Genomic DNA, 26,787 nt, shown 5'->3' on the forward strand with positions numbered 1-26,787 from the left:
GAGGAGGCGGGGTTCTCCTAGCGTGCTGCTCCCAGATCTCTGGAGATCGCCCGTGCGGCCTCGCGGAGCAGAGTGATCAGGTTCGGCCGGGGACGGCCGTGGCTGTCGCAGATCCTCTCGACCGGGCCGGAGAGGCCGACGGCACCCACGACGAGGCCGCCGTGCCCCCGGATCGGCGAGGCGATACCGGCTTCCCCCATGCTCATTTCCTGGATCTCCGCGGCCCAGCCGACTTCCCGGACCTCGGCGAGCGCCCGGGTGAGCTTCGCCGGTTCGACCACGGTGTGCCGGGTGTAGGCCTCCAGCCCGGCTGCCGAAGCCGACTCGAGGGACGCGGTCCCGTACGCCAGCAGCACCTTGCCCAGCGAGGAGGCGTGCAGCGGCAGCAGTGAACCCACGTCCAGGGTCTGGAGGGTGTCGTCCGGCCGGAACACGTGGTGGATCACGAGGACCTCGCCCTCGAAGGGGGTGCCCAGGCGGACCGCTTCCCCACTACGGGCGGCCAGGGCATCGGCCCAGTTGATGGAGCGCGACCGTAGCTCGTTGATGTCGAGGTAGCTGGTGCCGAGGTGCAGCAGCGCCGCGCCGAGCTGGTACTTCCCCGTCGACGCGTCCTGCTCCACGAAATCCACGTGCTGGAGGGTGCGGAGAATGCCGTGCGCCGTGCCCTTCGCCAGCCCGAGCGAGGCCGCCACCTCGCCGAGCCCGAGTCGACGGGGCCCACCAGCGAGCAGACGCAAGATCGCCGCCGCCCGTTCGATCGACTGGACTGGGCCGGCCATGAGCCGAGCCTAGTACCGCCACGGAGGGTTCGCTTTACGTGCAGGCCGCCGCCGGTTCACCACTGGGTCAAGGTGAGCGTTCGGTAATGGCGACCGCCGTTCATTGACCGGCCCCACTTCGCTTCCTACCGTTCACTGAGGCCCGGCAACGCGCGCTGTGGCTCGGCAACCGGCCGACAGCGCTCACCGGAGGAGAAGACATGGCGGCACAGCTCAATACGATGCTTCGGGAGGCGGTCGAACACGTCGGTCCGCTGCCCCACGTCGCCGAGGTCGTCTCGGCCGCACGCCGGCGCGTGAAGGCGGTCCTCGCCGACTGGAACGTGTCCTGCGAGACCGCCGAGGACTGTCTTCTGGTGGTCTCGGAGCTGCTCACCAACGCGATCGTCCACGCCCTGCCCCCGGCGGAGCTGCGGCTGTCCTGGGTGCGGGCCGAGGGGCTCAGCACTCTGCGCGTCGAGGTCACCGACGCGGGATCCGCGCTTCCGGCCGGACAGTCGCCCCCCGGAATCGATCCGGACGAGCACGGCCGGGGCCAGGAGATCGTCCACGCGCTGGCGGCTCGGCACGGCATACGTGTCCACTCCGGCGGGATCACTCGGTGGGCCGACCTCGTCGGACCCTGAGAGCACACCTCTCGTTGACGAGAACACGTGTCTCACTCCCTCTGAAGCGAGCTCTGCCGGTCAGCCGTGTCGGCGCAGGTCGTGGAAGAAGTCCTCGATGACGTGAAGGTGCCCGGAACGGGCCGTCTCGTTGTAGACGTATGTGCCGACGGCGAGGTCGAGCACACCGAGTCCGAAGGGTGAGAACACCAGGGGCCGGTCGGTGGGTGGTGTCACTCGGCCGGTCATGACGTCGGCGAGTGTTCCGTGCAGGAAGTCGCGGTTGCCGGTGAGCTGCTCGGCCAGATGGGGGGACGTGTCGGCCTTGAGGCAGTGGTCGACGTCGTCGACGATGTTCGCCGAGGCGAGGATGATCTCGGGTGCGAGGTCGCGCAGGGACACATGCAGGACCAGGGGGTTGTGGTCGAACCAGGCCGGGTCGCCGATGTGCGGCTCGCCCGCGATGGTGGCGAAGACGACGAGGTCGCTGGAGCGGATGACCGCCTCGGCACTCTCGTGCACGGTGACCTGTCCCGCGGCGTCGCTCTGTTGGACGTGGTCGCGGAATCCGGCGGCGCTGTCGCCTGACAGGTCGTACACACCGGTCTCCTCGAAGGACCATCCCAGGGCTGTCAGGAAAGTGTGGATGTAGCGGGCGATCAGGCCCGTACCGAAGAAGCCGATGCGGGTGGGGCGCAGCCGGTTGCGGGTGAGGTGGTCGGCGGCCAGCGCCGCTGACGCGGCGGTTCTGGTGGCGCTGATGATGGAGCTCTCCAGGCAGGCAAAGGGGTAGCCCGTGTCGTGGTCGTTGAGGATCAGTACCGCGGAGGCCCTGGGGACGCCGGCCTGGACGTTGTCGGGAAAGCTGGAGATCCATTTGATGCCGTCCACCGGCGCCGGTCCGCCGATGGAGGCGGGCAGCGCGATGATCCGGGCGGTGGGTCGGTCGGGAAAGCGCAGGAAGGAGGACGGGGGGTTGACCGACTCTCCGGCGGCGTGCAGGTGATAGGTGGCCTCGACGAGGTCCACGATCTGCTTCTCCCGGTCCTGAAGGGCGTGCTGGACCTGGGCGCCGGAGATCACTGCGAATGCCGGCACGAGGTGCGGCTGGGACATGACGGGCTCCCGTGTGATGGAACGGACGGTGGTCATACGGCGCTCACCTCGCCGGCCGGCGGCCACGCGGCCCGGCGCAGCGGCCGGCCATGGCGAGGAGGACCTCGCGTGGTCCTTGGAAGGTGTCGCCGGGGTGCGGGTCCGCCTCGATGAGGGGCGCCGGGGTCGCGTACGGCATGGTGCTGTTCCTTTCGATGCCGGTCAGGTCGATGCCGGTCCGGCGGAGGCCGGTGGTGGGGTCGTGTGGCGTTGGGGTCCGTGTTCGACCAGAGCGGCGAGGTCGGTGAGGACCGGGTGTGTCGTGACGTCCTTGAGGGACACGGCGCGGTCCAGGGCGATGGCGAGCTTCACCGCCGAGAGGGAGGTGCCGCCGCGGTCGAAGAAGTGGTCGCTGCGTCCGATCCGTTCTTGCGGGACGCCGAGGACCTTCGCCCAGGCGGCCGCCAGGCGCTGCTCGGTCGGGGTGGCCGGCGGCTGGTGCTCGTCGTCAGTGGTGGCGGGTTCTTCGGCGAGGGCCGCCAGGGCCTTCTTGTCGATCTTGCTGTTGGCGGTCAGCGGCAGGCTTTCGCGCCAGTGGAAGGCCGACGGGACCATGTACTCGGGCAGCGACTCGGCGAGCCGGTCGTTGAGGGTCCCGGTGTCCAGGGGCTTCGGACCGGAGTAGAAGGCGACCAGGTGCTTACTCCGGTCGGCGCGTTCGACCGTCACCACCGCGCCGTCGCGGACACCGGGGAGACGGAGCAGGGTGTTCTCGATCTCGCCGATCTCGATCCGGAACCCGCGGATCTTGACCTGGGCGTCACGGCGGCCGAGGAACTCCAGCTTTCCCGAGGGGTGCCAGCGGCCGTGGTCGCCGCCGAGGTAGAGCCGTGTGCCTTCGCGGTGCGGATCGACCAGGTAGGAGGCCCGGGTGAGTTCGGGGTCGTTGATGTAGCCGCGCCCGACGCAGACCCCGGAGAACGCGATCAGGCCGGGGGCGCCGAGCGGCACCGGGGTGAGGTGTTCGTCGACGACGTAGACGCGCACGTTGTTGACCGCGCGGCCGAGCAGGATGCGCTCCGGCGCCCGGTCCATGACCTCGTGGTTGGTGTCGTCCGAGGTCTCGGTCAGCCCGTAGGCGTTGACCAGCTTGATCCCGGGCTGGACGGCGAACCAGCGCTCTGCGAGCTCCTTCTTCAAGGCCTCGCCGGTGACCGACACGCACCGCAGGCCGGGCAGCGGGCGGGGGCGCTGTTCGAGCTCCGTCAGGACGGCTTCGAGGTAGGAGGGCACGACCTGGAGGACGGTGACCTCGCCGTCGGTGAGGGTGCCGAGGAAGCGGGGTACGTCGAGGATGACGTCCTGTGCGACCAGCAGGGTCCGCCCGCCGACCAGCAGTGCGCAGACCAACTGCCACAGGGAGATGTCGAAGCACTGGGGCGCGGTCTGGGCGACCACGTGCTCCTCGCCGACCTGGAGGTCGTCGATCTTGGCGTAGAGGTGGTTGAGCATCCCCGCGTGCTCGCACATCGCGCCCTTCGGCTCACCCGTGGAGCCGGAGGTGAAGTAGATGTAGGCGAGTTGGTCGGGCGTGACCGGGATGCCGAGATCACCGTCGGGGTGGTCTTCCGCGTAGGCGGTGTCGACGAGGAGCCGCTCGGTTCCGGGAAGGGAGTCGAGGGCCTGGTCGAGGGTGGTGGTGCTGCCGGGTTCGGTCATGACCAGGGTGCATGCGGCGCGGGAGAGGGTGGCGGCGATGCGTGCGGCCGGGAAGTGCGGCTCGATGGGGAGGTAGGCGCCTCCGGCCTTGAAGACCGCGATGACGGCGGCCAGCCAGTCCAGATTGCGTTCGGTCACCACCGCGACGACGCCTTCGCGGGCAAGCCCACGAGCTACTAGGGCGCGGGCTAGCCGGTTGGCCCGGGCGTTGAGCTCCGCGTACGTCCACTGCCGGTCGGCGTGCACGGCGGCGACGGCGTCCGGATGCTTGCGCACCCGGTCCTCGAACAACTCGTGCATCCGCGCATCGGGCAGTTCCCGGTCCGGTCCGGCCAGTTGGTCGAGCTGGAACCGCAGTTCCTCGGCGGACAGCAGGCTCTGGTGTGTGTGCTCGGCATCGGGGTCGGCGGTGATCAGCGCGAGCGCGGTCAGGTGGTAGCCGGCGATCCGGGCGGCGCTGTCGGCGTCGAGCGCGTCGGTGCGGTAGCGCAGCCGCAGGACGAGCCGCCCGTCGTGGTGACGGACGCTCACCCGCAGTTCCGTGTCCTCGGTGAGGGCTCCGTCGATCGCGGCGGGATCGCGGACGCTCCCGGCGGGGTCGGGGACGGTCTCGGTGAGGTCGAGGACGGTCTCGAACAGGGGGCCGGTCAGGCCCAGTTCGCTCTTGAGAGCCTCGATGTCCTCGGCCGGGACGTCCTGGTGTGCGGACAGTTCGGTGGCGACCTGGTGGGTGTGGTGCAGCAGCGCGCGCCAGGAGGCGGGTGCGGTGGTGAGGCGGCACAGGAGCGGGCTGCCGCCCCGGGCGACGTAGCCGGTGGTGATCTCCCGCTCTCCGGACAGTGCCGCGAGCACCTTGGCGTGCGCGGTCAGCAGGAGCGAGGGCAGTGGTACCGCCAGCTCCGCCACCAGTCGGCGCAGCCCGGTCACGGTGTCGTCGGGGACCGGTGTCTCGTACTCCCCCACGCCGGGCACCGGCCGAAGGGTCCACCGTGGGGCGGGCGTGAAGCCTCCGGCTGTCAGTACGCCGTGCCAGTATGCGCGGCCGGTCGGGCTGGGACTCACATGCGTTGCCATCGGGTCTTTCCTCTGCTTGTCGGCGGTGCGCGGTGTCAGAGACCGCGAGCCGGGGCGGTCTGGGTGGCGTGGGGTTCCTCACGGGCCTCGACCTGGGTCTTGTGGTCCGGCATTTCCCGGGCGGGGTTGCCTCCCCATTGGGCGTGCGAGGGGATTTCCTCGCCCTTCATGAGGAAGGAGTCGGGGGCCAGCGCGGCGCCGTCCGCGAGCGTGACGCCGTAGTGGACGAAGGCGCCGACCCCGAGGGTGCAGCCGTTGCCGAGGGCGCTGCGGTCGGACTTGAAGGCGCCGTCCTCCTGCGAGTGGCACTGGACCACGGTGCCCGCGTTCAGCGTGCTGTCGTCGCCGATGGTGACGAGGGTGCGCTCCGGGAAGAAGCAGCCGTCGTCGAAGACCCGCTTGCCGATCCGGGCCCCCAGCAGCCGCCAGATCACGTTCTTGAACGGGGTGCCGTCGAAGGCCTGGATGTAGTGGACCGAGGCCATCTTCCAGAAGCGTTCGTGGCGCCAGAAGGAGGGTTCGTAGATTGAGCAGTACAGCGGCTTCTGGGGCTTGAATCCGGTGGAGGCCCGCTCGACGAGCGCGAAGTGGACGACGGTGTACGTGAGGGTGAGGACACTGGCCAGTGCGATCGCCAGTGCGCCGAACGAGGGGTAGAGGTCGACCGCGCCCATGGTGATGAGGGTGATCACGAACAAGTGGATCAGCCGCGCGAGGAGATACAGGCCGGTGGTCGCCGCGTTGTGCCTGTTCTTGGCGGCCAGGCGGCGGCGCAGTTCGTCGCCGGTCTCGAGGTGGTTGAACCGGTTGTCACGCATCACCGTGCGCGGGATCTCGAAGCTGGGTGAGCCCAGCAGGCCCACACCTTCGCGCACGGGTCCGTCGATGGGGACCATGACCTTCGTCGCGAGCAGGCAGTTGTCTCCGGTCCTGCCCTGCGCGGGGTAGGCGATGCGGTTTCCGAGGAAGTTGTGCGGCCCGATCGACGTGCGGGACACGCGGAAGGACGTGCTGGAGAAGTCGGCGTTCATGAGGGACAGTCCGTCGGCGATCATGGTGCCGGTGCCGACCGAGCTCAGGTACGGACTCTCGTGCTGCACTTCGGTCCCGAAGTTCGACCCGGTCTGCTGAACGCGGGACAGGTCGTATCCGAGGTAGCGCAGATAGTGGACGATGCCGGAACTGTCGCCGAAGAGGGTGGTGAGGGACTTCCTGTTGGTCATCACCGCGATCGCCCGCTGAATGCCGTAGTGGAAGCCGTACAGCGGATAGACCTTGCCGGGTTCGACGGCCCGGCTCAGAAGACGCGGCACGGTGCCCACGACGAGGAGGGCGGCAAGCAGGGAGCCGAAGAGGAGGACCACGGAGGCGATCAGGGCATCGACGTAGAACGCCGGGCTGGCCATCGGCTGCGGGTTCAGGAGCGTCTGAAGCTGCGGGAGCCCCGTGAGCAGGGCCGTCACGCCGCCCAGCGCCAGCGGCAGATACACCGCCAGCAGGCTCAGCAGCTGCACGACTCCGTACGCGGTCCTTTTGGCGGTGGGGCAGTCGGCGGGGGCGACCCTCCGGTAGTCCACCTCGGTCGGCTGCGCGGGGGAGCCGTGTCGGCGTTCGCCGGCGGGCACCACCTGGCCGGTGTGCAGGGAGGAGGCGTGGCCCAGCTGGGCGCCGTCGCCCATCGAGGTCTCGATGTCGAGGACCGTGTGCTCGCTGACGAGCACGTTGCTGCCGAGGGTGACCGGGCCGGTCTGGATCACGCCGGCGTGGGCGCGGTAGCAGGACAGCAGCACGTCCTTACGGATGATCGTGCCCTCGCCGACGGTGAGCAGGTCGGTGCAGACCGGGATCGTGTGGGTGAGGATCGTGACGCCCTTGCCGATCCGTGCCCCGAGCGCCCTGAGGTAGAGCACGTAGAGCGGTGAACCGGCGAACAGACGCACGGGGCTGGTGCGGATCAACGTCTTGACGACCCAGAAGCGCAGATAGGCCATGCCCCACAGGGGGAACTCCCCGGACCGCCAGCGGCCGACGAGCGTCCACTTCACCACGATCGGAAAGGCGCACAGGCCGAGGAAGCCCGCGCCGGCGAGCAGGACGGACCGCAGGTAGAGGTCGAACAGGCCTGATCCCGCGGAGATCCACTGCTGACCTTCCTCGACGGCCAGGGCGACAAGGCAGGAATAGCCCAGGAAGATCAGGAACTGCAGCACTCCACAGACGACGTAGCGCCGTGTACGAGCCGCCGCTCGCGCCTCGGCCCGCGCCGTCCCCTCGGCCGATGCCCGTACATCGGTCGGTGTCCGCGCCGGTGACGGCGCCTCCGCGGATGGGGCCGGGACGGGGGCGGCGGTGGGGGTGGGGGCAGGAGCGGCATCGACGAGCGCGGTGGCCAGGCTCCGGATGGTGGGGTGCCGGTAGATGTCCTTCATCGACACCGCAGGCATGTCCCCCCGCTTCCTGACCCGCGCGCAGAACTGGGCCATCACCAGGGAATCGGCACCCAGGTCGTTGAAGAAGTGACTGTCGACCGGGACCTGCTCGACGCGTACGACGCCGGCCAGCACGTCGGCCAGAAGCCTTTCGGTGTCGGTCGCCGAACCGGTGTCCCCGCCGTCCTGGAGGGGTGGGATGTCAGCCGGTTCGGCCGTCAAGACCTCCACGGATTTCTCTAGCACGTGAGCTCCTCGATGACGTGTCATTCAGCGTCGGTCGGTACGGACGGATTCGTGATGTCCGCGCCTCTCCAGTAGGCCCGGCCGGGGGTTTCGTGTCCTGCCCCTGCATTTCGGGGCTTGACGAAGCGCATGGGTCTTGATAGCCCGGCCATTTTGCCTGTCGTCGCCCCGCGATCTCCTGCTTTCCGTGCGCGTCGCGCAGGCTTACGACCACGCCTCACAGGGACCCGTTCGATCCGCGGGAAAATCACCCGGGAATTGAGCTGAACGACCCGGCCCGGCCAGGTCACGGCTGCTTCTGCACGAAGACAGCGCGTGTCAAGTCCCGAATTTCGGTGGCATGACAGGGGGTCCGGATTCGGGCGTACTGGAGTCGTTCCGCCGACTCGCGACTCGCCGCTCCTCATTCCTCTCCGCGCCAGACCCGGACGGATCAGCGGCAGGAAGACCGGAAGGCAATCGCACCCCCGCAGTGAAGGAGACGACCATGCCCGTCATATCCGTCCCCCAGGACTTCAACGAGGACGATCTCTTCGTCGACATTGAGGGAATCTTCGGGCACCCGCTGTTCCTCAAGTGCGAGGGCTTCAATTTCGCCGGTTCGATCAAACTCAAGGCCGCCACCGAAATGGTCGAGGCCGCCGAACGCGACGGCCTGCTGACGCCGGGCTCGGTTCTGGTCGAGTCGTCCTCGGGCAACCTGGGCGTGGCTCTGAGCATGATCGCTGCCGCGAAGGGCTACCCGTTCCTGTGCGTGACCGACTCCCGCTGCAACCTGGCGACCCGGCTGACGATGGAGGCCCTGGGAGGCCAGGTCCACGTCATCACCGAACCCGACCCCGTCAGCGGCTTCCTCGGCGCGCGCATCGACCACGTCCGCGCGCTGTGCGCCTCCGAGGACCGCTATGTGTGGCTCAACCAGTACACCAACCCCCACAACGGCATGGCCCACTACCGCAGGACCGCACCGGCCATCGCCCGGCAGTTCCCGGACCTGGACGTCCTGTTCGTCGGGGCCGGCACCACCGGGACCCTGATGGGCTGCGCGCGCTACTTCCGCGAGTGGCACCGACCCGTGCGCATCGTGGCCGTGGACAGTGTGGGCTCCGTGACGTTCGGGGGCGACGCCGGTCGGCGGATGATTCCGGGTCTGGGCGCCAGCAGACGGCCGCCGATGCTGGACGAGTCCTATGTGGACGACGTGGTGCGCGTGGCGGAGACCGACACCATCCGGGCCTGTCACCGGCTGGCCGGGCGCGGTTTTCTGTTCGGAGGGTCCACCGGCACGGTGGTCAGCGGCGCGATGGACTGGCTGGCCCGGCACGGGGGGCGGGAGGTGACCGCGGTGGCCATCGCCCCGGATCTGGGTGAGCGGTATCTGGAGACCATCTACCAGACCAACTGGGTGCAGGACCTGTACGGCGAGGACGCCGTCGACCCCCAGGCACTGGGCGACGCGTCCCAGGCACTGGCCGGCGTGTCCCAGGCTGCCTGACCCCGTGTCCGTTCAGCCCCCCGCAACCGGGGAAGCGAGCGGGGGAAAGACACTGACGGCAGGTCAGGGGCAGGACCGCTTGGTGTTGTTCTCGGCGGTGGTGCGCGCGGTTTCGGCGAAGTCGGCGAATCGACCGGCCAGGGCGGCGAGGGCCTCGGGCCTGAGCCGGTAGTAGACGAACCGGCCGCACGGCTCCGTCTCCACCATCCCGGACTCGCGCAGCACCTTCAGGTGGTTGGAGAGGTTGGTCTGCTTGGCGCCCGTCTCCTCGATCAGGTGCGTGGTGCAGAGCGTCTCGCGGGCGAGGAGGGTCACGATCCGGAGCCTGAGCGGGTCGGCCAGGACCCGCATCAGATCAGCATCGGCTGACGTCAGCATGGACTGATACTGTCACATCACTCGAGGCTGATACGAGTTCCGGCCGACGCCGATCAGGGTTCACGCCCTCCGGGCCGACACTCACCCCCGCACGACCCGTTGACCGCGAAAGAAGTACCGATGTCTGCCACTCCGCTCGCCTCCGTGCTGTTCGTCTGTGTGCACAACGCCGGGCGTTCACAGATGGCGGCCAGCTTCCTTTCGCAGCTCGCGGGCGACCGGATCGAGGTCCGCTCGGCCGGTTCCATCCCGGACGGGCAGGTCAACCCGGCCGCGGTCGAGGCCATGCGGGAGGTCGGCGTCGACATCGCCGGCCGGCAGCCGAAGCTCCTCACCACCGAGGCCGTCCAGGCGTCCGACTACGTGATCACCATGGGCTGCGGCGACGCCTGCCCGGTCTTCCCCGGCAAGACGTACCTCGACTGGGCCCTGGAGGACCCGGCAGGCAAGGGTGTGGAGTCCGTGCGCCCCATCCGGGACCAGATCAAGGCCCGTGTCGAGAACCTGATCAGCGAGATCGATGCCGCCCGGCAGGAGGCGTGAGGCCGTCGGTCCTCCCTCCGGGTTCGCGTAGACCGTGGCTCCGTCTCATTCGAGCGGGACGTAGGGTACACGGTTGGTGAGGGAACGTGCACGCAGTGGACCGGAAGTCCCGGCGCGTCGGTGACGGGGCCGTCGGACGACGGGGAGACGCAGTCGATCCGTTCCGACATGGAGGAAACGAGACCAGGGGAGGCGATGGGATGCGGCAGGCCGGTGTACTCGACGTCGGGTGCCACAGCGCTCTGCTCACGGTGGTGCGATCGCGGCCGGGCCATGTGATGGAGCCGGTGTTCTCCCACAAGGTGCGGCTGCGACTGCACGAGACGCTCGACCGCAAGGGGCGGCTCGACGACGCCGGGGTGGAGAGCGTCGAGCGCGCCGTCGCCCAGGCGATCGCCTCCGACCCCCGACTGCGCGGCACCGACATGTTCGCGTTCGCCACCTCCGTCATCCGGGACGCGCCCAACCGTGACGAGGTCATCAGGCGCGTGGCGCGCAGAACCGGCACCCAACTGAGCGTGCTGGACGGCGAGGAGGAAGCGCGCCTTGCCTACGTGGCCGCCCGCGAGTGGATCGGCCCGGCGGCCGGCCGGCTGCTGGTCCTGGACGTCGGCGGCGGCACCGTGGAGATCGCCTCGGGTACCGGCGACCAGCCGCACAGCGTCCACTCCCTGCCCCTGGGCGCCCGCAGAATCACCCGGGACTGGCTGCCCGGCGGCATCACCCCGTCCAAACAGGGTCTCACCGAGATCCGTCGGTATCTGCGTCGAAAGCTGGAAGCCGTCCCCGACCTGCCGCGGGCGGAACCGGGCACCCGTGTGCTGGCCTGTTCCAAGACCTTCGAGCAGCTCGCCCGGCTCGCCGCCGCCCGAGGCAAGGCACACCGCTCGCAACGGAAGCTGGCCCTGTCCCAGTTGAGTGCCTCCGTCCCGGTACTGGCCGCCGCGAATCCGGCGCGCCGCGCCAAGCTCCCCGGCATCTCCCGGCACCGCGCCGAGCAGTCCCTGGCCGGAGCTCTGGTCGCGGAGGCCCTCATGGAGGCCTGCGAGGCGAAGGCGGTCGAGGTCTGCCCCTGGTCCACCCGCGAAGGCCTGCTGCTCGAGCACCTCGCCGCCCTCCACGACACACCCGATGATCCGGAGTCTCACCGGCCCGGGCGGACAGGGAAGTCGGACATGAGGGCGGGCGAATGACGAGCCGAGTGATGATGATCTCCCCCGCGATCAGCGCGGCGCTGCGGGAGGCACGCTTCGACGACGGATGCCCGCTCGACCCCACCGGCGCCGCGCGAGCACGATCGGCCGCGGGCTCCCTGCCGGCAGCACAGCGGGTACTCGTATCCCCCACCCCTCGATGCCGGGAGACCGCGTCGGCGTTGGGGTTCGACGGCGCTGTCGAAACCGCTCCGGCCGGGCTCGACGTGGGTGGCTGGCGGGGCCGTACGCTGGCCGACGTCAGCGCCGACGCCCCGGACGCCGTCGCCCTCTGGCTGGCGGACCCGACCGCCGCACCGCACGGCGGTGAGTCGGTGCGCCAGTTGTGCGAGCGGGTCGCGGCCTGGCTGGACGAGGCCGCGCGGTTCTCCGGCCGGACCGTCGCCGTGGTGGAGCCGGACATCGTACGAGCCGCGGCCGTTCGGGCCCTCGGGGCACCGGAGTCGGCGTTCTGGCGGATCGACGTACCGCCGCTGACCGCCACCGAGTTCAGCGGTCGTGCCGGACGCTGGAACGCGACGTTCGGCAGACCGCTCGCTCACGCCGAGAGTGGCGATCAGGGCAGCACTCACTGAGCTGACGCACACGACACGACCAGGACGCATTCCAGCAGCCGCGCGCTCCGCCAAGCGCTCAGACCAGTGATCGACCGAATCGCCTGGACGACATCCGTCCTCCGGCCGCCGGTACCGGTCAGCACAACGCTGAACTCCGGCTCCTCCACCGTCCCCCCCCCCAACCCCTCGGAACCCGGATCGCTTCAGCTGGACTCGCGGACGATCAGTCGGCACGGGACGGTGTGCACCCCCGGTGCCGGGTCGGCGTCGATGGCTTCGAGGAGCCGCAGGGCGGCGATCCGGCCGATCTCGGTGAGGTCCATGTCGATCGTCGTGAGGGGCGGCCTGCTGGCCAGGGCCATGGTGTCCCAGTTGTCGTAGCCGACGACCGCGATGTCACCGGGCACGTCGACGCCCCGCTCGCGCAGCGCGTCCGCCACGCCCCGGGCGATCTGGTCGTTGCCGCAGAAGAAGGCGTCCGTGTCCGGTGCCGTGCGCAGGACCGCGTCGGCGGCGCGGCGCCCCCACGCCTCGCTCCACTCCCCGTGGTGCACCCGTGCCGTCGAGAGTCCGAGGGAGGCCCGCTCCAGATGCTCGACCGCGTGCCGGGCCCGGTCGCGGGCGGCCGCGTGGTGTTCCGGGCCGGTGATGTGAGCGATGCGCGTGCGGCCCGCGGCCAGCAGGTGCTCGACGGCCAGTACAGCCCCGCCCCGGTCGTCGGAGACCACCGAGGTGTCGGCCGGGTCGGTGGACGGCGAGAGCGCGTAGACGATGGGGACGTCCTCGATGCCGTCCAGGGGCGGACGGGGGTCCGTACGGCGGCCGGTGACGATGATGCCGTCCACTCGGCGGTCCATCAGGTTGCGCAGGTGGTGCTGTTCCCGGATCGCGTCGCCGCGGGTGTCGCACAGCAGGACGGAGATCTTGCCGGCTCCGAGCGCATCCTCGGCGCCGAGCAGTACGGGGGTGCTGAAGCGGCCGATGCCGTCGGTCGTCATCAGCCCGACCGTCCAACTGCGCCCCGTGTGCAGGCTCTGCGCGTGCTGGTTGGGCCGGAACCCGAGTGCGTCGACGGCGTCGAGGACCCGCTGGCGGGTCTCGGGACGCATCCGCCCGCCGCCGTTCAGCGCCTTCGACGCCGTACCCACACTGACGCCCGCCAGGGCGGCGACGTCGGCGAGCTTCGCCGGGCCGGCGGAACGGGAACCTGGAGCAACGGTCACGAGCAAACCTTTTCCTGGACGGCAACGACCCGTCCATCGTCGCAGCCACCCGGGGGTGAGTGCCAGCCACCGGGCAACAGAAAAATCTCTTGCCGCGACTCTTGACCCGACTACCCCACTGCCCTCTACTTCTCGGCAGGGAAAACGGTTGCTCAAACGAGTTCCGAGAACCTCCCGCCTCTCGAGCACGGGGGCCGTCGCGCCCTGCCCCGCAGCCCGGCTCCCTCCCGCCACCACCTCTCTCGGAGAACCATGCCCCGCACAGACTCCGCCCTGCCCTCCCTCACCGACGTCTCGGCTTCCACCGAACAGGGCGCTGCCCGCGTGGGCCCGGTCCGGCTCGGCCCGGACGCCCTCGCCGCGCTGCGCCCCGCCCACGCGGAGGTGCGCACCGGCTTCTGGCACGCCCGGCGCGAGGTCAACGCGCACACCTCGATCCCGCAGGGCCCCGCTCTGCTGGAGTCCGCGGGAAACCTGCACAACCTGCGCCTGGCGGCCGGTACGGCCCAGGGCGAGTTCCAGGGCGGTTACCCCTTCGTCGACACCGACGTCTACAAGTGGCTGGAGGCCGCCTCCTGGCAGCTCGCCCGCAGCGGGCCGCCGGCCGACGGCGAGGACAACGGCCCCGACCCGCGCCAACTCGCCGCCGAAGTCGAGCGGATCATCGCCCTGGTCGCCGACGCCCAGCAGTCCGACGGCTACCTCAACACCTGGTTCCAGGTCCGCAAGAACGGTGCGCGCTACCAGGACCTGCGCTGGGGGCACGAGCTGTACTGCGCGGGCCATCTGATCCAGGCGGCGGTGGCCCATCACCGTGCGACCGGTCGCGGTGAACTCCTCGTCGTGGCACGAAGGTTCGCCGACCACCTCGACTCCGTCTTCGGCCTTCCCGGCAGCGGCAGGCCGATCGACGGCGTCGACGGCCATCCGGAGGTGGAGACCGCCCTGGTCGAGCTGTACCGGGAGACCGGCGAGCGACGCTATCTGGATCTCGCCGGCTACTTCGTCGACCGTTACGGCCACGGCCTGCTCGGCGGCGAGGCGTACTGCCAGGACCGCGTGCCGTTGCGCGAGGCGGTCACCGTAGAAGGGCACGCCGTGCGCCAGTTGTATCTGCTGGCCGGTGCGACGGACGTGGCCACCGAGACGGGCGACGCCGAACTGCGCTCCGCCGCCGAGCGGTTGTGGCGGGCGATGACCACGACCAAGACCCATCTGACCGGTGGTCTCGGGGCGCACCACGACGAGGAGGACTTCGGCGACCCGTTCGAGCTGCCCAACGAACGTGCCTACTGCGAGACCTGCGCCGCCATCGCCTCGATCCAGTGGAGCTGGCGCATGGCTCTGCTCACCGGCGAGGCCCGCTACAGCGACCTGATCGAGCGCACCCTCTACAACGGATTCCTCGCCGGTGTCTCACTGGACGGCGAAGGCTGGCTGTACGTCAATCCGCTCCAGGTCCGTGACGGCCACACGGACCCCGGTGGCGACCAGTCGACCCGCCGTACCCGCTGGTTCCGCTGCGCCTGCTGCCCCCCGAACGTGATGCGGCTGCTGGCCGGACTCGAGCACTACCTCTCCTCGACCGACGCCGAGGGGCAAGGCCTGCAGATCCACCAGTACGTCACCGGCCGCTACCGCTGTGACCTCGACGGTATGCCCGTCACCGTGTCCGCCGAGACCGACTACCCCTGGCACGGCGCGGTGTCCCTGACCGTCGAGGAAACCCCGCGGGAGCGGCCCTGGACGCTGTCCCTGCGCATCCCGCAGTGGTGCCACGCGTACCGCGTGCGGTGCGGCGACCGGACCTACGACCAGGCCGACGCCCCCGTCACCGACGGCTGGCTGCGCCTGGAGCGCACCTGGGCGCCGGGCGACCGGGTCGTCGTGGAACTCGGCCTGGAGCCCCGCCTCACCGCGGCCGACCCGCGGGTGGACGCGGTCCGCGGCTGTGTCGCCATCGAGCGGGGGCCGCTCGTGTACTGCCTGGAGCAGGTGGACCACCCCGGGGGCGGTCTGGACGACGTCGTCATCGACACCGCGCGGCCGCTCGCCGCGAAGCAGCGGCCTGATCTGCTCGGCGGTGTCACCACCGTCCTCGCCACGGGCCGTCGCCGCGCGGTCCCGGACACCGGCTGGTGGCCCTATCGGTCCGCCGACGCCGACCCGGCCATCGCACCCTCGGGCGAGTCCGTCGAGCTCACCGCGATCCCCTACTACGCCTGGGCCAACCGGCAGGCCGGCAGCATGCGCGTCTGGCTGCCCACCTCCTGACGCCGGCCGACCTCCACGGCCTCCTCCCGGCACCCGCCCACACTCCATCACCCCGTCACCCCGTCACCCCGTCACCCCGTCACCCCGCACGACCACTCATGACAACGAGGTCACCGCAATGCGAAACACCCGCAGAACTCTCCTCGCCGCCTGTGTCGCCGTCGGCACCCTCGCCTCCGTCACGGCCTGCGGGGGCGGGGGTTCGGGTTCCTCCGGCTCCACCGGCAAGTCGGCGACGTACGCCTTCTGGGACCCGTACCCGCAGTTCGACGCCTCCTCGGACTGGGGTAAGCGCGTGGCCCAGTGCGGTACCTCGGCGGGCGTCAAGATCAAGCGCACCGGCTACGACACCACCGACCTGGGCAACAAGGCGCTGCTGGCCGCCCAGCAGGGCAACGCGCCCGACGTGATGCTCGTGGACAACCCGGTCGTCTCCACACTGGTCGAGGCGGGGATCCTCAACAAGACGAGCGACCTCGGTCTGGACACGTCCGCGATCCAGAAGAACATCATCGGCGCGGGCACCATCGACGGCGCTTCTTACGGTGTACCGATCGGCGCCAACACGCTGGCCCTCTACTACAACAAGAAGATCCTGACCGCCGCCCACGTCGACCCCGCCTCCATCAAGGACTGGGCGTCGCTCACGGCCGCGCTGAAGAAGGTCAAGTCGGCCGGGAAGAAGGGCATCACCTTCTCGGCGATCGGCACGGAGGAGGGCAGCTTCCAGTTCCTGCCGTGGTTCTGGGGCGCGGGCAGCGACCTCACCCACCTCAACTCGCCGAAGAGCGCCGCCGCGCTGTCGCTGTGGAAGCAGTGGGTCGACGAGGGTCTCGCGCCCAAGGACGTCCTGAACAACACCCAGACCACCAGCTGGCAGGAGTTCGCCACCGGCGACTACGCCTTCGCGGAGAACGGCACCTGGCAGCTCGCCAACGCGGAGAAGGCCGGATTCCCGTACGGGGTCGTCAGCATCCCCGGGCAGAACGGCGGTTCGGCGCCGGTGCCGACCGGCGGCGAGTTCGTCACCGTGCCCGTGCAGCAGGACACCGCGCGCTACGACATCAGCAAGAAGATCGTCACTTGTCTGACCAGCTCGGAGAGCCTGCTGGCGAGTGACACCGCCCTGACATACGTCGCGCCCACCGCGGCGGTCCAGGCCCAGCAGGTCGAGGCGAACCCGAAGCTCAAGCCGTGGGTGGCGGCCGTGGCCGCCGCGCGTGGCCGTACCAGCGGTGGTCTCGGCACGAAGTACCCCACCATCTCCCAGCCGATGTGGACGGCCGTACAGGCGGCCCTGTCCGGTGGCAAGAGCCCCGAGGCAGCTCTCGACGCCGCGCAGACGGCGGCCGGCAAGAGCAAGGGCTGACGCGGCCGACAAGAGCAAGGGCTGACAGCGCGCGACGCCGCAGGCCGCGTCCCGGACACCGCCACCCGCATCCAGGAGTTCGCATGACCATCGCCCGAGTCGACCGCCGTCCCAAGCGGTCCCCGGCCGTGTCCGGAGCGACGGGCGGCGCCGACCGGCGTGACGTGCCGCCACGCCGTCGGCGCGGCAGGGACCGGCTGACCGCGCTGGGCTTCCTCGCCCCGCTCGTGGCCTACCTCGCCGCCTTCTATCTCTATCCGCTCTACCGCAACCTCGATCTGAGCCTGCGTGACTACACGGTCCGCTCGTTCGTGGCGGGCGACGCGCCGTTCTCGGGCTGGGACAACTTCTCCCAGGTGCTGAACGACCCGACCTTCGGGCCCGCGCTGCGCAACACGATGGTGTTCACGTTCGTGTCGATCGCGCTCCAGTACGCGGCCGGGCTGGCGCTCGCGGTCTTCTTCAACCGGCACTTCCGTCTCTCCACCACGCTGCGGGCGCTGTTCCTCATCCCGTGGCTGCTGCCACTCATCGTGTCGGCGTCGACCTGGTCCTGGATGCTGAACAGCGAGTCGGGCGTGGTCAATTACGCCCTCCATCTCGTCGGCGTCCCGCCCGTCGACTGGCTGACCTCGCCGCACTGGGCGCTCGCCTCGGTCGTCATCGCCAACGTCTGGATCGGCATCCCCTTCAACCTCGTCATCCTCTACAGCGGTCTGCAGAACATCCCCGGAGAGTTGTACGAGGCCGCCTCGCTGGACGGGGCGAGCGGCCGGCAGCAGTTCCGCCGCATCACCTTCCCTCTCCTGCGGCCGGTCTCCGCGATCACGCTGCTGCTCGGACTGGTCTACACGCTCAAGGTGTTCGACCTGATCTGGATCATGACGAAGGGAGGTCCCGGCGACTCCTCGTCGACGCTGGCGACCTGGTCGTACCAGCTCGCGTTCGGCACCCTGCTCCCGCACTTCGGCCCCGGTGCCGCCGTCGGCAACATCCTCATCCTCATCGCCCTCGTCTTCGGCCTGTTGTACATCCGCGTCCAGAGGAGGCAGGAAGCGTGAAGTCCCCCGCGAGTTCCCGCCGTTACACCGCCGTCGGACTCCTGCTGACCGCGCTCATGCTGTTCCCGGTGTACTGGATGCTGAACGTGTCCCTCACCCCGCAGCAGGACATGCGCAAGTCCCCGCCCGACCTGTTCCCGCTGCACCCCACGTTCGAGGGCTACCGGGCCGTGCTGCACGACCAGATGCCCTACCTCGGCACCAGTCTGCTGATCGGCCTCGGCACGGTCGTCGCCACCCTCGTCCTCGCCGCACCGGCCGGTTACTCACTGGCGAAACTCCGCCCCCGCGGCGGCGGCATCATGGGCCTGGCCCTCCTCGTCGCCCAGATGATCCCCGGCATCGTCATGGCGATGGGGTTCTACGGGATCTTCCTCAACCTCGGCCTGCTGAACTCCTGGTGGGGCCTGATCATCGCGGACTCGACCATCGCCGTGCCCTTCGGCGTCATGATCTTCACGGCGTTCATGTCGGGCATCCCCGACGAGCTCACCGCCGCCGCCCGCATCGACGGGGCGGGTACCTGGCGCACCTTCTGGTCCGTCGTCCTGCCGGTGAGCCGCAACGCCGTGGTCACCGTCTCGCTGTTCAGCTTCCTGTGGGCCTGGTCCGACTTCGTCTTCGCCAACACCCTCGACGGCGGCGGCGATCTTCGCCCGATCACCCTCGGCATCTACCGCTACATCGGCAACAACAACCAGGAATGGAACGCGATCATGGCCACCGCCGTCGTCGCGTCCGTACCCGCCGCCGTCCTGCTCGTCCTCGCGCAGCGGTACGTGGCCGCCGGGGTCACCGCGGGCGCGGTCAAGGACTGACCGGGACGTCAGCCACCCATCCACCTCCTCATCCGTCAGGAGAGCCGCCACCCATGCCTGTTGCGAGATCTCAACCACGCACGCCCAGAAGGTCGTTCGACCGCACGGCCGCCGCCGTCCTGGCGACGGCCCTGGCCGCCGGCGCGACCGCCCTCACCGGCACGCCCGCCCAGGCGGCCCCCACCGCGTCCACGACCCTGGTCGTCAACGCCGCCCAGACCCTGCGGTCCGTCACCCATGTCGCCACGGGCAGCCTCTACGGTCTCGCCGACGCGAGCACCCCGGCCGACAGCCTCGTCCAGCCGCTGAAGCCGAACACCTTCGTCCAGATGGCACCCGGCGGCCACCAGTTGCCCAACGGTGAGCCACGCCCCGCCGGAGACTCCCTGGTCGTCGCCCCCAAGGCCGCCAGGGCCGGTGCGAAGGTCGTCGTCCGGATGCCCGACTGGTACCCCGACTTCCCCTACAAGTGGGTGAGCTGGAACGACTGGCTGTCCGCCGTCGACACCCAGGTCGCCTCGGTCAAGTCCTCCGGCGCCGGAAACATCAGCGCGTACGAGCTGTGGAACGAGCCCGACTGGACCTGGGACACCGCCAACGCCGGTGCCTTCGACGCGGGTTGGGCACGTACGTACAAGGAGGTCCGCGCCAAGGACGCCGCCACTCCCATCCAGGGCCCCAGCCACTCGGCGTGGAACCAGAGCTGGATGAGCCAGTTCCTCACCGACGCCAAGGCCAGTGGCACCGTCCCCGACGTCATCGCCTGGCACGAACTCCAGGGCAGCAAGGACATCGCCGCGCACGTCTCCGCCTACCGCTCCCTGGAGAGCAGCCTCGGCATCAGCCCGCGGCCGATCTCCATCGAGGAGTACGCGACACCGAGCGAGATAGGGATACCAGGCGCCCTCGTCGGCTACGTCGCCAAGTTCGAGCGGGCTGGCGTCCACGACGCGGAACTCGCCTTCTGGAACCACTACGGAACCCTGGGCGACACCCTCACCGACACCGGCGGATCGCCCAACGGCTCCTACTGGCTCTACAAGTGGTACGGCGACCTGTCCGGGAACATGCTCACCACCACTCCCCCGGCGCAGACCGGCATCGACGGCGCCGCCTCGCTCACCGGTGACGGCCGGCAGATCAGCGTGATCTTCGGCGGAGGCACCGGTTCGACGGCCGTCACCGTCAACGGACTCGGCTCCCTGTCCGCCTTCGGCGGCACGGTGCACGTCAAGCTGGAGTACACCCCGTCCAAGGGCCGCACCACGGCCGTCTCCGCCCCGTACACCATCTCCGAAAGCGACTATCCGGTCAGCAACGGCTCCATCACCGTCCCTGTCTCGATGAACGCGTCCGACGGCTACCACCTGGTCGTCACGCCCAGCGGGACGTCCGCCTCGCTCGCCGGGCGCTATCAGATCACCAACAAGAACAGCGGGCTCGCGCTGGACACACAGAGCGCGGGCACCGCACAGGGCACCGCCGTCGTCCAGGCCACCTCGACCACCGGCACCGACCAGAACTGGACGCTGGTGTCGGCGGGTTCGGGCCTCTACAAGATCGTGAACCAGGCCAGTGGTCTACTGCTCGGCGTCAACGGCATGAGCACCGCCGCCGGAGGTACGGCCCTGATCTGGGGCGACAACGGCACCGCCGACCACCTCTGGCAGCTGATCCCCGCCGACAACGGCTCCTACAAGATCGCCAACTACAACAGCGGCCTCCTGCTCGGCGTCACCAACATGAGCACCTCGTCCGGCGCCCAGGTCCTCCAGTGGGACGACAACGGCACCGCCGACCATCTGTGGAAACTCACCTCGCGCTGAGCACCGGGCCGAACGCTCCCGCGCCTGCCACGACCACCGACTTCGGCACCACCGCCCTGCCCTCGCAGGTCCAAGGCGGTCGCCGCCCCGTTCGCGGGGGCGGCGACCGCCTTGGCGCTTCCGTGGGCTTCGGGCCGTCGCACCGGCCTGCCAGGCGGCTCGTGCGGTTGCTGGTGGGGCGGCTGATCGGTGCCGGAAGCGACCGCCCGGGCCCGTGCGGTCGGCGCCCTCGCGGGTTGACCGCCGCGCTCACGGCGATCATGCCGGCCCTCTTCCGGTGACGGCGGCATCGGCGGCGTCCCCGGCGCTCGGTACGCGACGCGGGTCCCCGTGCGTGTCACAGTCCATCGGCCATCCCGTTGCCCCAAGGTATCCCGTCCACCGTCAGATGGAGGGTGACCCAGCGTCCGACCAGGCGTTCACACCTTGACATGGCATCGCAGCGGCCGATGCCCATCATCGGATCGAACGGCAATTCGACACGCATACTTACCGGCTCCTCGGGGAAAACGCGTCGACGACAACCACCCCAAACATGCCCAGTTCCACACCCCAGTCCCCCAGCGAGCACCTCTCCTTGACCAACACAGGCGGTCCCATCGTGAGCAAGTCTTCCTTCGCCGAGCCGGAGCAATCCGAATCGCCGGTCCGATCGAAGACTGAACACCGCGAGGTGACCCATCCCGGTCCACTGCCGTCCCTCACCGGTCTGCGCTGGGTGGCGGCCCTTCTCGTCTTCTGCCTGCACACCCGCAACCTGGGCTACTTCAACGGGCAGGCCCGTCACTTCGCCGACTGGGGCTTCGGGGCGGGCTCCACCGGGGTCTCCTTCTTCTTTCTGCTCTCCGGCTTCGTCCTCGGCTGGTCCGCCCGGTCCGACGACCGCCCCACGGCCTTCTGGCGCCGCCGCTTCGCCCGCCTCTACCCCGTCCACCTGGTCACGGCCTGTATCGCGATGTTCGTCATGGGCATGGGCAAGCCGGCCGGCAGCGCGGCGAATCTGCTCCTCGTCCACTCCTGGTGGTACCCGTGGTGGCAGACACTCGACCCCGTCAGCTGGTCCCTCGCGTGCGAGGCGTTCTTCTACGCGACGTTCCCGGTGTTCGCCCTGCTGCTGCGGCACGCCGGTGCCCTCACCGCGACCGCGCTCGCCGGCGCGAGCGTCCTGACCGTGCTCATCCTGACCCGGGCGGACCTGCAACTGGGTGTCGGCCGCACCCTGTACTCCTTCCCCGCCGCCCGGCTGCCGGAGTTCGTCCTCGGAGTCGCCGTCGCCCGCCTCGTGCTCCTCGGCCGCTGGCGCGGCCCCGGCCTGGAGGCGTCGGTGGCCCTGACGATCATCGGCTACTTCCTGGTCTCCCAGGTCGGCGGGTCGTACGCCTGCGTCGCCTGCACCCTGGTCGGTTTCACCTGTCTGATCCCCGCGGCCGCCCTCGCCGACGTGCGCGGCCTGCCCAGCTTGTGGCGACATCCGGCCCTCGTCCGGCTGGGTGAACTCTCCTTCGCTTTCTACATGGTCCACCTGCTCGTGCTGCGCGCGGGACAGCACCTGTTCACACCGTCGCCGATCGGCGCGATCAGCGCCTTCGCGGTGTCCCTGGCATTCGCCTGGCTCCTGTACGAGTACGTGGAGGTACCCGCCCGGCGATGGCTTCTGCGGCCCTTCCTGAGATCCCTGCGACGCACCCCGGTGTCACGCTGATCAGGCGGGACTGTCCCACAGCACATGCAGGGTGGGCGGCTTGCGGAAGACCAGCCCCTGCGGAGTGGCCGGACGGGCCGGGTCGAGGCGCAGGGCGGGCAGGCGTTCGAGCAGGCGCTGAAGGGCGATACGGGTCTCCAGCCGGGCGAGGTGCGCGGCGATGCAGTAGTGCGGGCCGTGCGCGAAGGCCAGCTGGAGACGCGCGTTCTCGCGGCGGACGTCGAACCGATCGGGATCGGGGAAGACGGCCGGGTCGCGGTTGGCGCCGGCCAGAGAGACGGTGACCAGTTCACCCCGACGGATCGTGGCCGGGCCGAGGACGGTGTCACGGGTGGCGTACCGGTCCACGACCGCCGCTCCGGGTTCGAGGCGCAGCGATTCCTCGATCGCGCCGTCCAGCAGGCCGTCGTCGTCACGGACGAGGGCAAGTTGGCCGGGGTGTCGCAGCAGGTGCAGCAGCGCGTTGGTGATCATCGCCTCGGTGGTCTCTATCCCGCCGAACATCAGCACCGCGGCGTTGGACGCCACTTCGGGCAGCGCCAGCCGCTCCGCGGCCGAGCCGAGGACCGACGCCGCGCCCCGGTCGGCGACGGTGGCTTCGACGGCGGACCTCAGCCGCGCGTACGCCTCGGCGCCCGCGGGTGCCGCCGCGTGTCCCGCGGTGATGTCCGAGACCGACCGCACGATGGAGTCGTACCAGGAGAGCACCGTGTCCGCGCTGGTGCCGACCAGCCCGAGCGCCTCGGTCACGACGGCGACGGCGAGCGGGCCGGCGAAGGCACGCCGCAGTTCGACGGCGCCCGCCGGTTGCAGCGCGGTGATGAGCCGGTCGGTCTCCCGCTCGATGAACGAGGCGAAGCCCTCGCGTACTTCCCTGGGGCGGAAGGGAGCGGTGAAGGGCTCCCGGTGGCGGGCGTGCTCGTCACCGTCCAGGGACAGCATGCTCGGGCCGACGACCTGTGCGGTGGAGAACCGGGGGTCGTCGACGGTGAAGGTCGCGGCGTCCCGCATCACGTTCAGCGCGAGATCACGGCGGGTCACCAGCCAGCCGTCCAGCTCGGGCAGCCAGGAAACGGGCTCGTAGGCACGGAGTCGCGCCAGGCGCGGATGCGGATCCGCGGCGAGTTCGGCGAGCGTGGTCGCGGCACCGAGCGGGAAGGAGCCGACGGCGCTCATCGCAAGCCTTGGCCGGGCACAGGGAATTGGATCACAGCCAAGGCTAACAATCGTGCTGAAGCCGCGGCTGACGGGGGCGTGATAATTTGCCGAGGCCAGTCAAGGGAATCCGGTGCGAATCCGGAGCTGACGCGCAGCGGTAAGGGTGACGGGCGGGGCAACACGAAGCCACTGGACGGCGGTCATACGTGACCGGAGTCCGGGAAGGCGCCTCGTCCGGCCGATCCCGAGTCCGAAGACCTGCTGGCGGACCGTACGAACGGGCCCCGCGCCTGGGCCCTCGACGCCAGAGGATGTCCCGTGCCCGTTGCGCCCCCAGCCCGCCGCTGTGCCCTGCTCCTTTCCGGAGCCCTGTTGCTGACCGCTTGTGGCAGCGGCTCGTCCGCCGACGGAGACGAGTCCCCGAAATCCACCGGTGCGGTGTCGCTCGACAACTGCGGCCGGAAGGTCACGATCGCCTCCGCGCCGAAGCGGGCCGTGTCCCTGAACCAGGGCAGCACGGAGATCATGCTGTCCCTCGGCCTCGCCGACCGCATGGTGGGCACCGCCACCTGGACCGACCCGGTCATGAAGGGCCTGGAGAAGGCCAACGGGAAGGTGCCGCGGCTCGCGGACGACGCCCCCTCCTTCGAGAAGGTCCTCGACGCCGAACCCGACTTCGTCGCCGCCTCCTTCGCCTCCACACTGGCCAAGGGCGGTGTGGCTCCGCGCGAGAAGTTCGAGGAGCTGGGTGTGCCCACGTACCTCTCGCCCGCCGACTGCGAGGGCAAGGACAACAGCGGTGACGGCGATGGCGTGCGCACCGGGCCGCTGACCATGGAGGCGGTCTACGGCGAAGTACGCGACCTGGCCGCGGTCTTCGGCGTCGAGGAGCGCGGCGCCACACTCGTCGCGGACCTGAAGGCACGGGTGGCGAAGGCCACTGACGGGATCGACGCGTCCGGCACCACGGTCCTCTACTGGTTCGCCAACCAGGAAGCCCCGTACATGGCGGGCTGCTGCGGCGCCCCCGGCATCATCACCCACACCCTCGGCGCGAAGAACGTCTTCGCCGACACCAAGCAGGAATGGCCCCAGATCAACTGGGAGACCGTCGCCGACCGCGACCCCGACGTCCTGGTCATCGGTGACCTCACCCGCAGGTCGCAGACCGCCGAGACCGCCGCGAAGAAGATCGAGTTCCTGGAGACCAATCCGGCCACCAAGAGCATGGACGCGGTGAAGAACAAGCGGTACGTGCAGCTCAGCGGGCAGGCGATGAATCCGACCATCCGCACGGTCGAAGGTGTCGAGAAGGTGGCCGCGGCGCTGCGCGAGTACGGGCTCGCCGGGTGACCACCGCCGCCATGACCTCCACCGTGATGCGTGCGGCGGCCGGGCTCGCCGTGCTCGTCGCGTCCGTGGCGGTGGCCATCACCATCGGCCCCGCGGACATAGGCGTCGGGGAGGTCTGGTCCGCGGTGGCCTCCCACCTCGGTGGCCGGACCTCGGAGCTGTCCCCCATCCGCGACGGCATCGTGTGGAACCTGCGGTTGCCCCGCACCCTGCTCGCCGCGGTCTGCGGCGCCGGGCTCGCGGTGTGCGGGGCGGTCATGCAGTCCTTGCTGCGCAACCCGCTCGCCGACCCGTTCGTCCTCGGCGTCTCCTCCGGGGCCTCGACGGGGGCCGTCGTGGTCGTCGTGCTGGGCGCCGGCGGTGGAGCGCTGTCCGTCTCCGGGGGCGCGTTCGTGGGCGCGCTGTGCTCCTTCGCCCTGGTGCTGCTGCTCAGCCACACCCTCGGCGGCACGACCGATCGGGTGGTGCTCGCCGGGGTCGCCGCCATGCAGCTGTTCTCCGCGCTCACCTCCTTCGTCGTGATGACGGCGGCCGACGCCGAGACCACCCGGGGCGTTCTGTTCTGGCTGCTGGGCTCGCTCGGCGGAGCGGACTGGACCGACGTATGGCTGTGCGCGGCCGTCCCCGCGATCGTCCTGCTGGTCTGCCTCGGACACGCGCGCACACTCGACGCCTTCGCGTTCGGACCGGAAGCGGCGGCCTCCCTCGGCGTCTCCGTGGCCCGTACCCGGCTGGTGCTCCTGTGCGGCACGGCGCTGCTGACCGCCGCGCTCGTCAGCGTGGCCGGCGCGATCGGCTTCGTGGGCCTCGTCCTGCCGCACGCCGCACGCGCCCTCGGCGGCCCCGGACACGCCCGGCTGCTGCCGGTGACCGCCCTCACCGGGGCGGTCTTCCTGGTCTGGGCCGACACCGTGGCCCGTACCGCACTCGACCCGCAGGAGGTGCCCGTGGGTGTGGTCACCTCGCTGATCGGCGTGCCCGGCTTCGTGCTGATCCTGTACCGCACCCGAAGGGTGAACCGATGACGCTCGGCGCCGACCGTGTCTCCCGCACCGCCGCCGGCCGGCTGATCCTGGACGGCGTCGACCTCACACCACTGCCTGGATCCCTCACCGGTCTGCTCGGCCCCAACGGCTCCGGCAAGTCCACCCTGCTGCGTCTGCTCGCCGGTGTCCTCACTCCCGCCTCCGGCGTCGTCACCCTCGACGGGCACCCGCTCGGCGACCTCGGCCGCCGGGCCGTCGCCCGCCGCGTCGCCGTCGTCGAACAGCAGGTCGACACCCAGCTCGACCTGACCGTGCTCGACGTCGTACGTCTCGGCCGCATCCCCCACCGACGCGCCTGGTCGCCCTCGACTCCGGCCGACGAGAAGGCCGTTCGCACCGCGCTGGAGCGTACGGGCCTGACCGACAAGGCCGACCGCTCCTGGCACACGCTCTCGGGCGGCGAGCGCCAACGCGTCCACATCGCCCGGGCGCTCGCGCAGGAACCACGCGAACTCCTCCTCGACGAACCCACCAACCACCTCGACATCCAGCACCAGCTCGACCTGCTGGCCCTGATCGCGGAACTCCGCGTCACCAGCGTCGTCGCCCTGCACGACCTCAACCTCGCGGCCATGTACTGCGACCGGATCGTCGTCCTCGCGCAGGGCCGGGTCGTCGCCTGCGGTACTCCGGCGGAGACGCTCACCGAGGCCCTGATCGCCGACGTCTACGGCGTACGCGCCACCGTCACCAGAACGGGCGAAGGCCCCGGCGACCATCCCCACATACGGTTTCTGGGAACACTCCCCGACCGCTGAGGAACCTGCCGCGCCCACTCGGCGCGGCCCGACTCGTCATCTCGCCAGCGGCGACCATCCCG

Annotated in this window: 23 protein-coding genes and 1 riboswitch; of the genes, 14 read left to right on the top strand and 9 right to left on the bottom strand. The window is 70.0% G+C overall.

All coding sequences use genetic code 11. The annotated features are described in order from the left end of the window. Positions 1-17: 17 nt before the first annotated feature. A complete protein-coding gene (locus ACIRA5_RS19835) occupies positions 18-782 on the bottom strand; it encodes an IclR family transcriptional regulator (RefSeq protein ID WP_403692305.1) in 765 nt (254 codons plus the stop codon). A gap of 200 nt (positions 783-982) precedes the next feature. Here ACIRA5_RS19835 and ACIRA5_RS19840 point away from each other — a divergent pair, with 200 nt between their 5' ends. Then, positions 983-1,408 (top strand): ATP-binding protein, encoded by a 426-nt coding sequence (locus tag ACIRA5_RS19840; protein WP_403692307.1) that lies wholly within the window; start codon positions 983-985, stop codon positions 1,406-1,408. A 60-nt stretch (positions 1,409-1,468) separates the two neighbouring features. Here the strand turns inward: ACIRA5_RS19840 and sbnB are convergent, their stop codons facing one another. Genes sbnB through ACIRA5_RS19860 form a run of 4 tightly spaced genes read right to left on the bottom strand, consistent with a single transcriptional unit; the run spans position 1,469 to position 7,974 of the window. Next, positions 1,469-2,539: a 2,3-diaminopropionate biosynthesis protein SbnB gene (gene sbnB / locus ACIRA5_RS19845; RefSeq protein ID WP_403692309.1), complete on the bottom strand. Its 1,071-nt coding sequence runs from the start codon at positions 2,537-2,539 to the stop codon at positions 1,469-1,471. Between the two features lie 7 nt (positions 2,540-2,546). After that, positions 2,547-2,681: a hypothetical protein gene (locus ACIRA5_RS19850; RefSeq protein WP_403692311.1), complete on the bottom strand. Its 135-nt coding sequence runs from the start codon at positions 2,679-2,681 to the stop codon at positions 2,547-2,549. Between the two features lie 23 nt (positions 2,682-2,704). Next, entirely contained in the window at positions 2,705-5,275 is a 2,571-nt protein-coding gene (locus tag ACIRA5_RS19855) for an amino acid adenylation domain-containing protein (RefSeq protein ID WP_403692313.1), read from the bottom strand. 35 nt (positions 5,276-5,310) lie between these two features. Beyond that, positions 5,311-7,974, bottom strand: a complete 2,664-nt coding sequence (locus tag ACIRA5_RS19860) for a Pls/PosA family non-ribosomal peptide synthetase (RefSeq protein ID WP_403692315.1) — start codon at positions 7,972-7,974, stop codon at positions 5,311-5,313. A gap of 463 nt (positions 7,975-8,437) precedes the next feature. On the opposite strand from ACIRA5_RS19860, the gene sbnA reads away from it, so the two are divergent. Beyond that, on the top strand, positions 8,438-9,445 hold the full coding sequence (gene sbnA / locus ACIRA5_RS19865; protein WP_403692316.1) for a 2,3-diaminopropionate biosynthesis protein SbnA: 1,008 nt from the start codon (positions 8,438-8,440) through the stop codon (positions 9,443-9,445). A 63-nt stretch (positions 9,446-9,508) separates the two neighbouring features. Here sbnA and ACIRA5_RS19870 read toward each other — a convergent pair whose 3' ends face one another. Further along, positions 9,509-9,823, bottom strand: coding sequence for a metalloregulator ArsR/SmtB family transcription factor (locus ACIRA5_RS19870; protein WP_352047068.1), 315 nt, complete (start codon positions 9,821-9,823; stop codon positions 9,509-9,511). Positions 9,824-9,943: 120 nt separating this feature from the next. On the opposite strand from ACIRA5_RS19870, the gene ACIRA5_RS19875 reads away from it, so the two are divergent. The 3 genes from ACIRA5_RS19875 to ACIRA5_RS19885 all read left to right on the top strand — a co-directional run bounded on the left by ACIRA5_RS19875 (position 9,944) and on the right by ACIRA5_RS19885 (position 12,155). Further along, positions 9,944-10,366 carry an arsenate reductase ArsC gene (locus tag ACIRA5_RS19875; RefSeq protein ID WP_403692319.1) on the top strand — a complete coding sequence of 141 codons (423 nt, stop codon included), beginning with the start codon at positions 9,944-9,946 and terminating at the stop codon, positions 10,364-10,366. A gap of 200 nt (positions 10,367-10,566) precedes the next feature. Further along, a complete protein-coding gene (locus ACIRA5_RS19880; RefSeq protein ID WP_403692321.1) occupies positions 10,567-11,559 on the top strand; it encodes a Ppx/GppA phosphatase family protein in 993 nt (330 codons plus the stop codon). Next, positions 11,556-12,155 (top strand): histidine phosphatase family protein, encoded by a 600-nt coding sequence (locus tag ACIRA5_RS19885; protein WP_403692323.1) that lies wholly within the window; start codon positions 11,556-11,558, stop codon positions 12,153-12,155. The genes ACIRA5_RS19880 and ACIRA5_RS19885 overlap by 4 nt, the downstream gene beginning before the upstream one ends. A gap of 185 nt (positions 12,156-12,340) precedes the next feature. Here ACIRA5_RS19885 and ACIRA5_RS19890 read toward each other — a convergent pair whose 3' ends face one another. Next, complete coding sequence (locus ACIRA5_RS19890; RefSeq protein ID WP_403692325.1) at positions 12,341-13,360, bottom strand: LacI family DNA-binding transcriptional regulator; 1,020 nt, start codon at positions 13,358-13,360, stop codon at positions 12,341-12,343. A 252-nt stretch (positions 13,361-13,612) separates the two neighbouring features. Here ACIRA5_RS19890 and ACIRA5_RS19895 point away from each other — a divergent pair, with 252 nt between their 5' ends. From ACIRA5_RS19895 to ACIRA5_RS19915, 5 genes are all read left to right on the top strand, one after another. After that, on the top strand, positions 13,613-15,634 hold the full coding sequence (locus ACIRA5_RS19895) for a glycoside hydrolase family 127 protein (RefSeq protein WP_403692326.1): 2,022 nt from the start codon (positions 13,613-13,615) through the stop codon (positions 15,632-15,634). Between the two features lie 118 nt (positions 15,635-15,752). After that, positions 15,753-17,003, top strand: a complete 1,251-nt coding sequence (locus ACIRA5_RS19900; protein WP_403692328.1) for an extracellular solute-binding protein — start codon at positions 15,753-15,755, stop codon at positions 17,001-17,003. 83 nt (positions 17,004-17,086) lie between these two features. After that, a complete protein-coding gene (locus ACIRA5_RS19905) occupies positions 17,087-18,064 on the top strand; it encodes a carbohydrate ABC transporter permease (protein ID WP_403692331.1) in 978 nt (325 codons plus the stop codon). A gap of 56 nt (positions 18,065-18,120) precedes the next feature. After that, complete coding sequence (locus ACIRA5_RS19910) at positions 18,121-18,882, top strand: carbohydrate ABC transporter permease (RefSeq protein ID WP_403692753.1); 762 nt, start codon at positions 18,121-18,123, stop codon at positions 18,880-18,882. A 53-nt stretch (positions 18,883-18,935) separates the two neighbouring features. Beyond that, positions 18,936-20,708, top strand: coding sequence for an RICIN domain-containing protein (locus tag ACIRA5_RS19915; protein WP_403692333.1), 1,773 nt, complete (start codon positions 18,936-18,938; stop codon positions 20,706-20,708). 337 nt (positions 20,709-21,045) lie between these two features. Here the strand turns inward: ACIRA5_RS19915 and ACIRA5_RS19920 are convergent, their stop codons facing one another. Then, positions 21,046-21,195 carry a hypothetical protein gene (locus ACIRA5_RS19920; RefSeq protein ID WP_403692336.1) on the bottom strand — a complete coding sequence of 50 codons (150 nt, stop codon included), beginning with the start codon at positions 21,193-21,195 and terminating at the stop codon, positions 21,046-21,048. Positions 21,196-21,309: 114 nt separating this feature from the next. On the opposite strand from ACIRA5_RS19920, the gene ACIRA5_RS19925 reads away from it, so the two are divergent. Beyond that, a complete protein-coding gene (locus ACIRA5_RS19925) occupies positions 21,310-22,410 on the top strand; it encodes an acyltransferase family protein (protein ID WP_403692339.1) in 1,101 nt (366 codons plus the stop codon). Here ACIRA5_RS19925 and ACIRA5_RS19930 read toward each other — a convergent pair whose 3' ends face one another. After that, positions 22,411-23,586 carry a cytochrome P450 gene (locus ACIRA5_RS19930; protein WP_403692342.1) on the bottom strand — a complete coding sequence of 392 codons (1,176 nt, stop codon included), beginning with the start codon at positions 23,584-23,586 and terminating at the stop codon, positions 22,411-22,413. 79 nt (positions 23,587-23,665) lie between these two features. After that, a riboswitch (cobalamin riboswitch) is annotated at positions 23,666-23,849 on the top strand. A 37-nt stretch (positions 23,850-23,886) separates the two neighbouring features. On the opposite strand from ACIRA5_RS19930, the gene ACIRA5_RS19935 reads away from it, so the two are divergent. Genes ACIRA5_RS19935 through ACIRA5_RS19945 form a run of 3 tightly spaced genes read left to right on the top strand, consistent with a single transcriptional unit; the run spans position 23,887 to position 26,725 of the window. Further along, positions 23,887-24,921: an ABC transporter substrate-binding protein gene (locus ACIRA5_RS19935; protein ID WP_403692345.1), complete on the top strand. Its 1,035-nt coding sequence runs from the start codon at positions 23,887-23,889 to the stop codon at positions 24,919-24,921. Positions 24,922-24,932: 11 nt separating this feature from the next. Continuing rightward, entirely contained in the window at positions 24,933-25,946 is a 1,014-nt protein-coding gene (locus ACIRA5_RS19940) for a FecCD family ABC transporter permease (RefSeq protein WP_403692347.1), read from the top strand. Next, positions 25,943-26,725, top strand: coding sequence for an ABC transporter ATP-binding protein (locus tag ACIRA5_RS19945; protein ID WP_403692348.1), 783 nt, complete (start codon positions 25,943-25,945; stop codon positions 26,723-26,725). Before ACIRA5_RS19940 ends, ACIRA5_RS19945 begins: the two co-directional genes overlap by 4 nt. Positions 26,726-26,787: the final 62 nt, after the last annotated feature.

This window comes from Streptomyces sp. NPDC096311 (assembly GCF_044763085.1).
In the GTDB taxonomy this organism is placed as follows: Bacteria; Actinomycetota; Actinomycetes; order Streptomycetales; family Streptomycetaceae; genus Streptomyces.

Bases quoted from the DNA above. Each gene is read 5' to 3' on its own strand.
- ACIRA5_RS19875 (WP_403692319.1), top strand. From the start codon at position 9,944: ATGTCTGCCACTCCGCTCGCCTCCGTGCTGTTCGTCTGTGTGCACAAC.
- ACIRA5_RS19915 (WP_403692333.1), top strand. From the start codon at position 18,936: ATGCCTGTTGCGAGATCTCAACCACGCACGCCCAGAAGGTCGTTCGAC.
- ACIRA5_RS19945 (WP_403692348.1), top strand. From the start codon at position 25,943: ATGACGCTCGGCGCCGACCGTGTCTCCCGCACCGCCGCCGGCCGGCTG.
- ACIRA5_RS19930 (WP_403692342.1), bottom strand. From the start codon at position 23,586: ATGAGCGCCGTCGGCTCCTTCCCGCTCGGTGCCGCGACCACGCTCGCC.
- ACIRA5_RS19910 (WP_403692753.1), top strand. From the start codon at position 18,121: ATGCTGTTCCCGGTGTACTGGATGCTGAACGTGTCCCTCACCCCGCAG.
- ACIRA5_RS19940 (WP_403692347.1), top strand. From the start codon at position 24,933: ATGACCTCCACCGTGATGCGTGCGGCGGCCGGGCTCGCCGTGCTCGTC.
- sbnA (WP_403692316.1), top strand. From the start codon at position 8,438: ATGCCCGTCATATCCGTCCCCCAGGACTTCAACGAGGACGATCTCTTC.
- ACIRA5_RS19895 (WP_403692326.1), top strand. From the start codon at position 13,613: ATGCCCCGCACAGACTCCGCCCTGCCCTCCCTCACCGACGTCTCGGCT.
- sbnB (WP_403692309.1), bottom strand. From the start codon at position 2,539: ATGACCACCGTCCGTTCCATCACACGGGAGCCCGTCATGTCCCAGCCG.
- ACIRA5_RS19840 (WP_403692307.1), top strand. From the start codon at position 983: ATGGCGGCACAGCTCAATACGATGCTTCGGGAGGCGGTCGAACACGTC.
- ACIRA5_RS19885 (WP_403692323.1), top strand. From the start codon at position 11,556: ATGACGAGCCGAGTGATGATGATCTCCCCCGCGATCAGCGCGGCGCTG.
- ACIRA5_RS19880 (WP_403692321.1), top strand. From the start codon at position 10,567: ATGCGGCAGGCCGGTGTACTCGACGTCGGGTGCCACAGCGCTCTGCTC.
- ACIRA5_RS19870 (WP_352047068.1), bottom strand. From the start codon at position 9,823: ATGCTGACGTCAGCCGATGCTGATCTGATGCGGGTCCTGGCCGACCCG.
- ACIRA5_RS19855 (WP_403692313.1), bottom strand. From the start codon at position 5,275: ATGGCAACGCATGTGAGTCCCAGCCCGACCGGCCGCGCATACTGGCAC.
- ACIRA5_RS19850 (WP_403692311.1), bottom strand. From the start codon at position 2,681: ATGCCGTACGCGACCCCGGCGCCCCTCATCGAGGCGGACCCGCACCCC.
- ACIRA5_RS19900 (WP_403692328.1), top strand. From the start codon at position 15,753: ATGCGAAACACCCGCAGAACTCTCCTCGCCGCCTGTGTCGCCGTCGGC.
- ACIRA5_RS19860 (WP_403692315.1), bottom strand. From the start codon at position 7,974: ATGACACGTCATCGAGGAGCTCACGTGCTAGAGAAATCCGTGGAGGTC.
- ACIRA5_RS19920 (WP_403692336.1), bottom strand. From the start codon at position 21,195: ATGCGTGTCGAATTGCCGTTCGATCCGATGATGGGCATCGGCCGCTGC.
- ACIRA5_RS19905 (WP_403692331.1), top strand. From the start codon at position 17,087: ATGACCATCGCCCGAGTCGACCGCCGTCCCAAGCGGTCCCCGGCCGTG.
- ACIRA5_RS19835 (WP_403692305.1), bottom strand. From the start codon at position 782: ATGGCCGGCCCAGTCCAGTCGATCGAACGGGCGGCGGCGATCTTGCGT.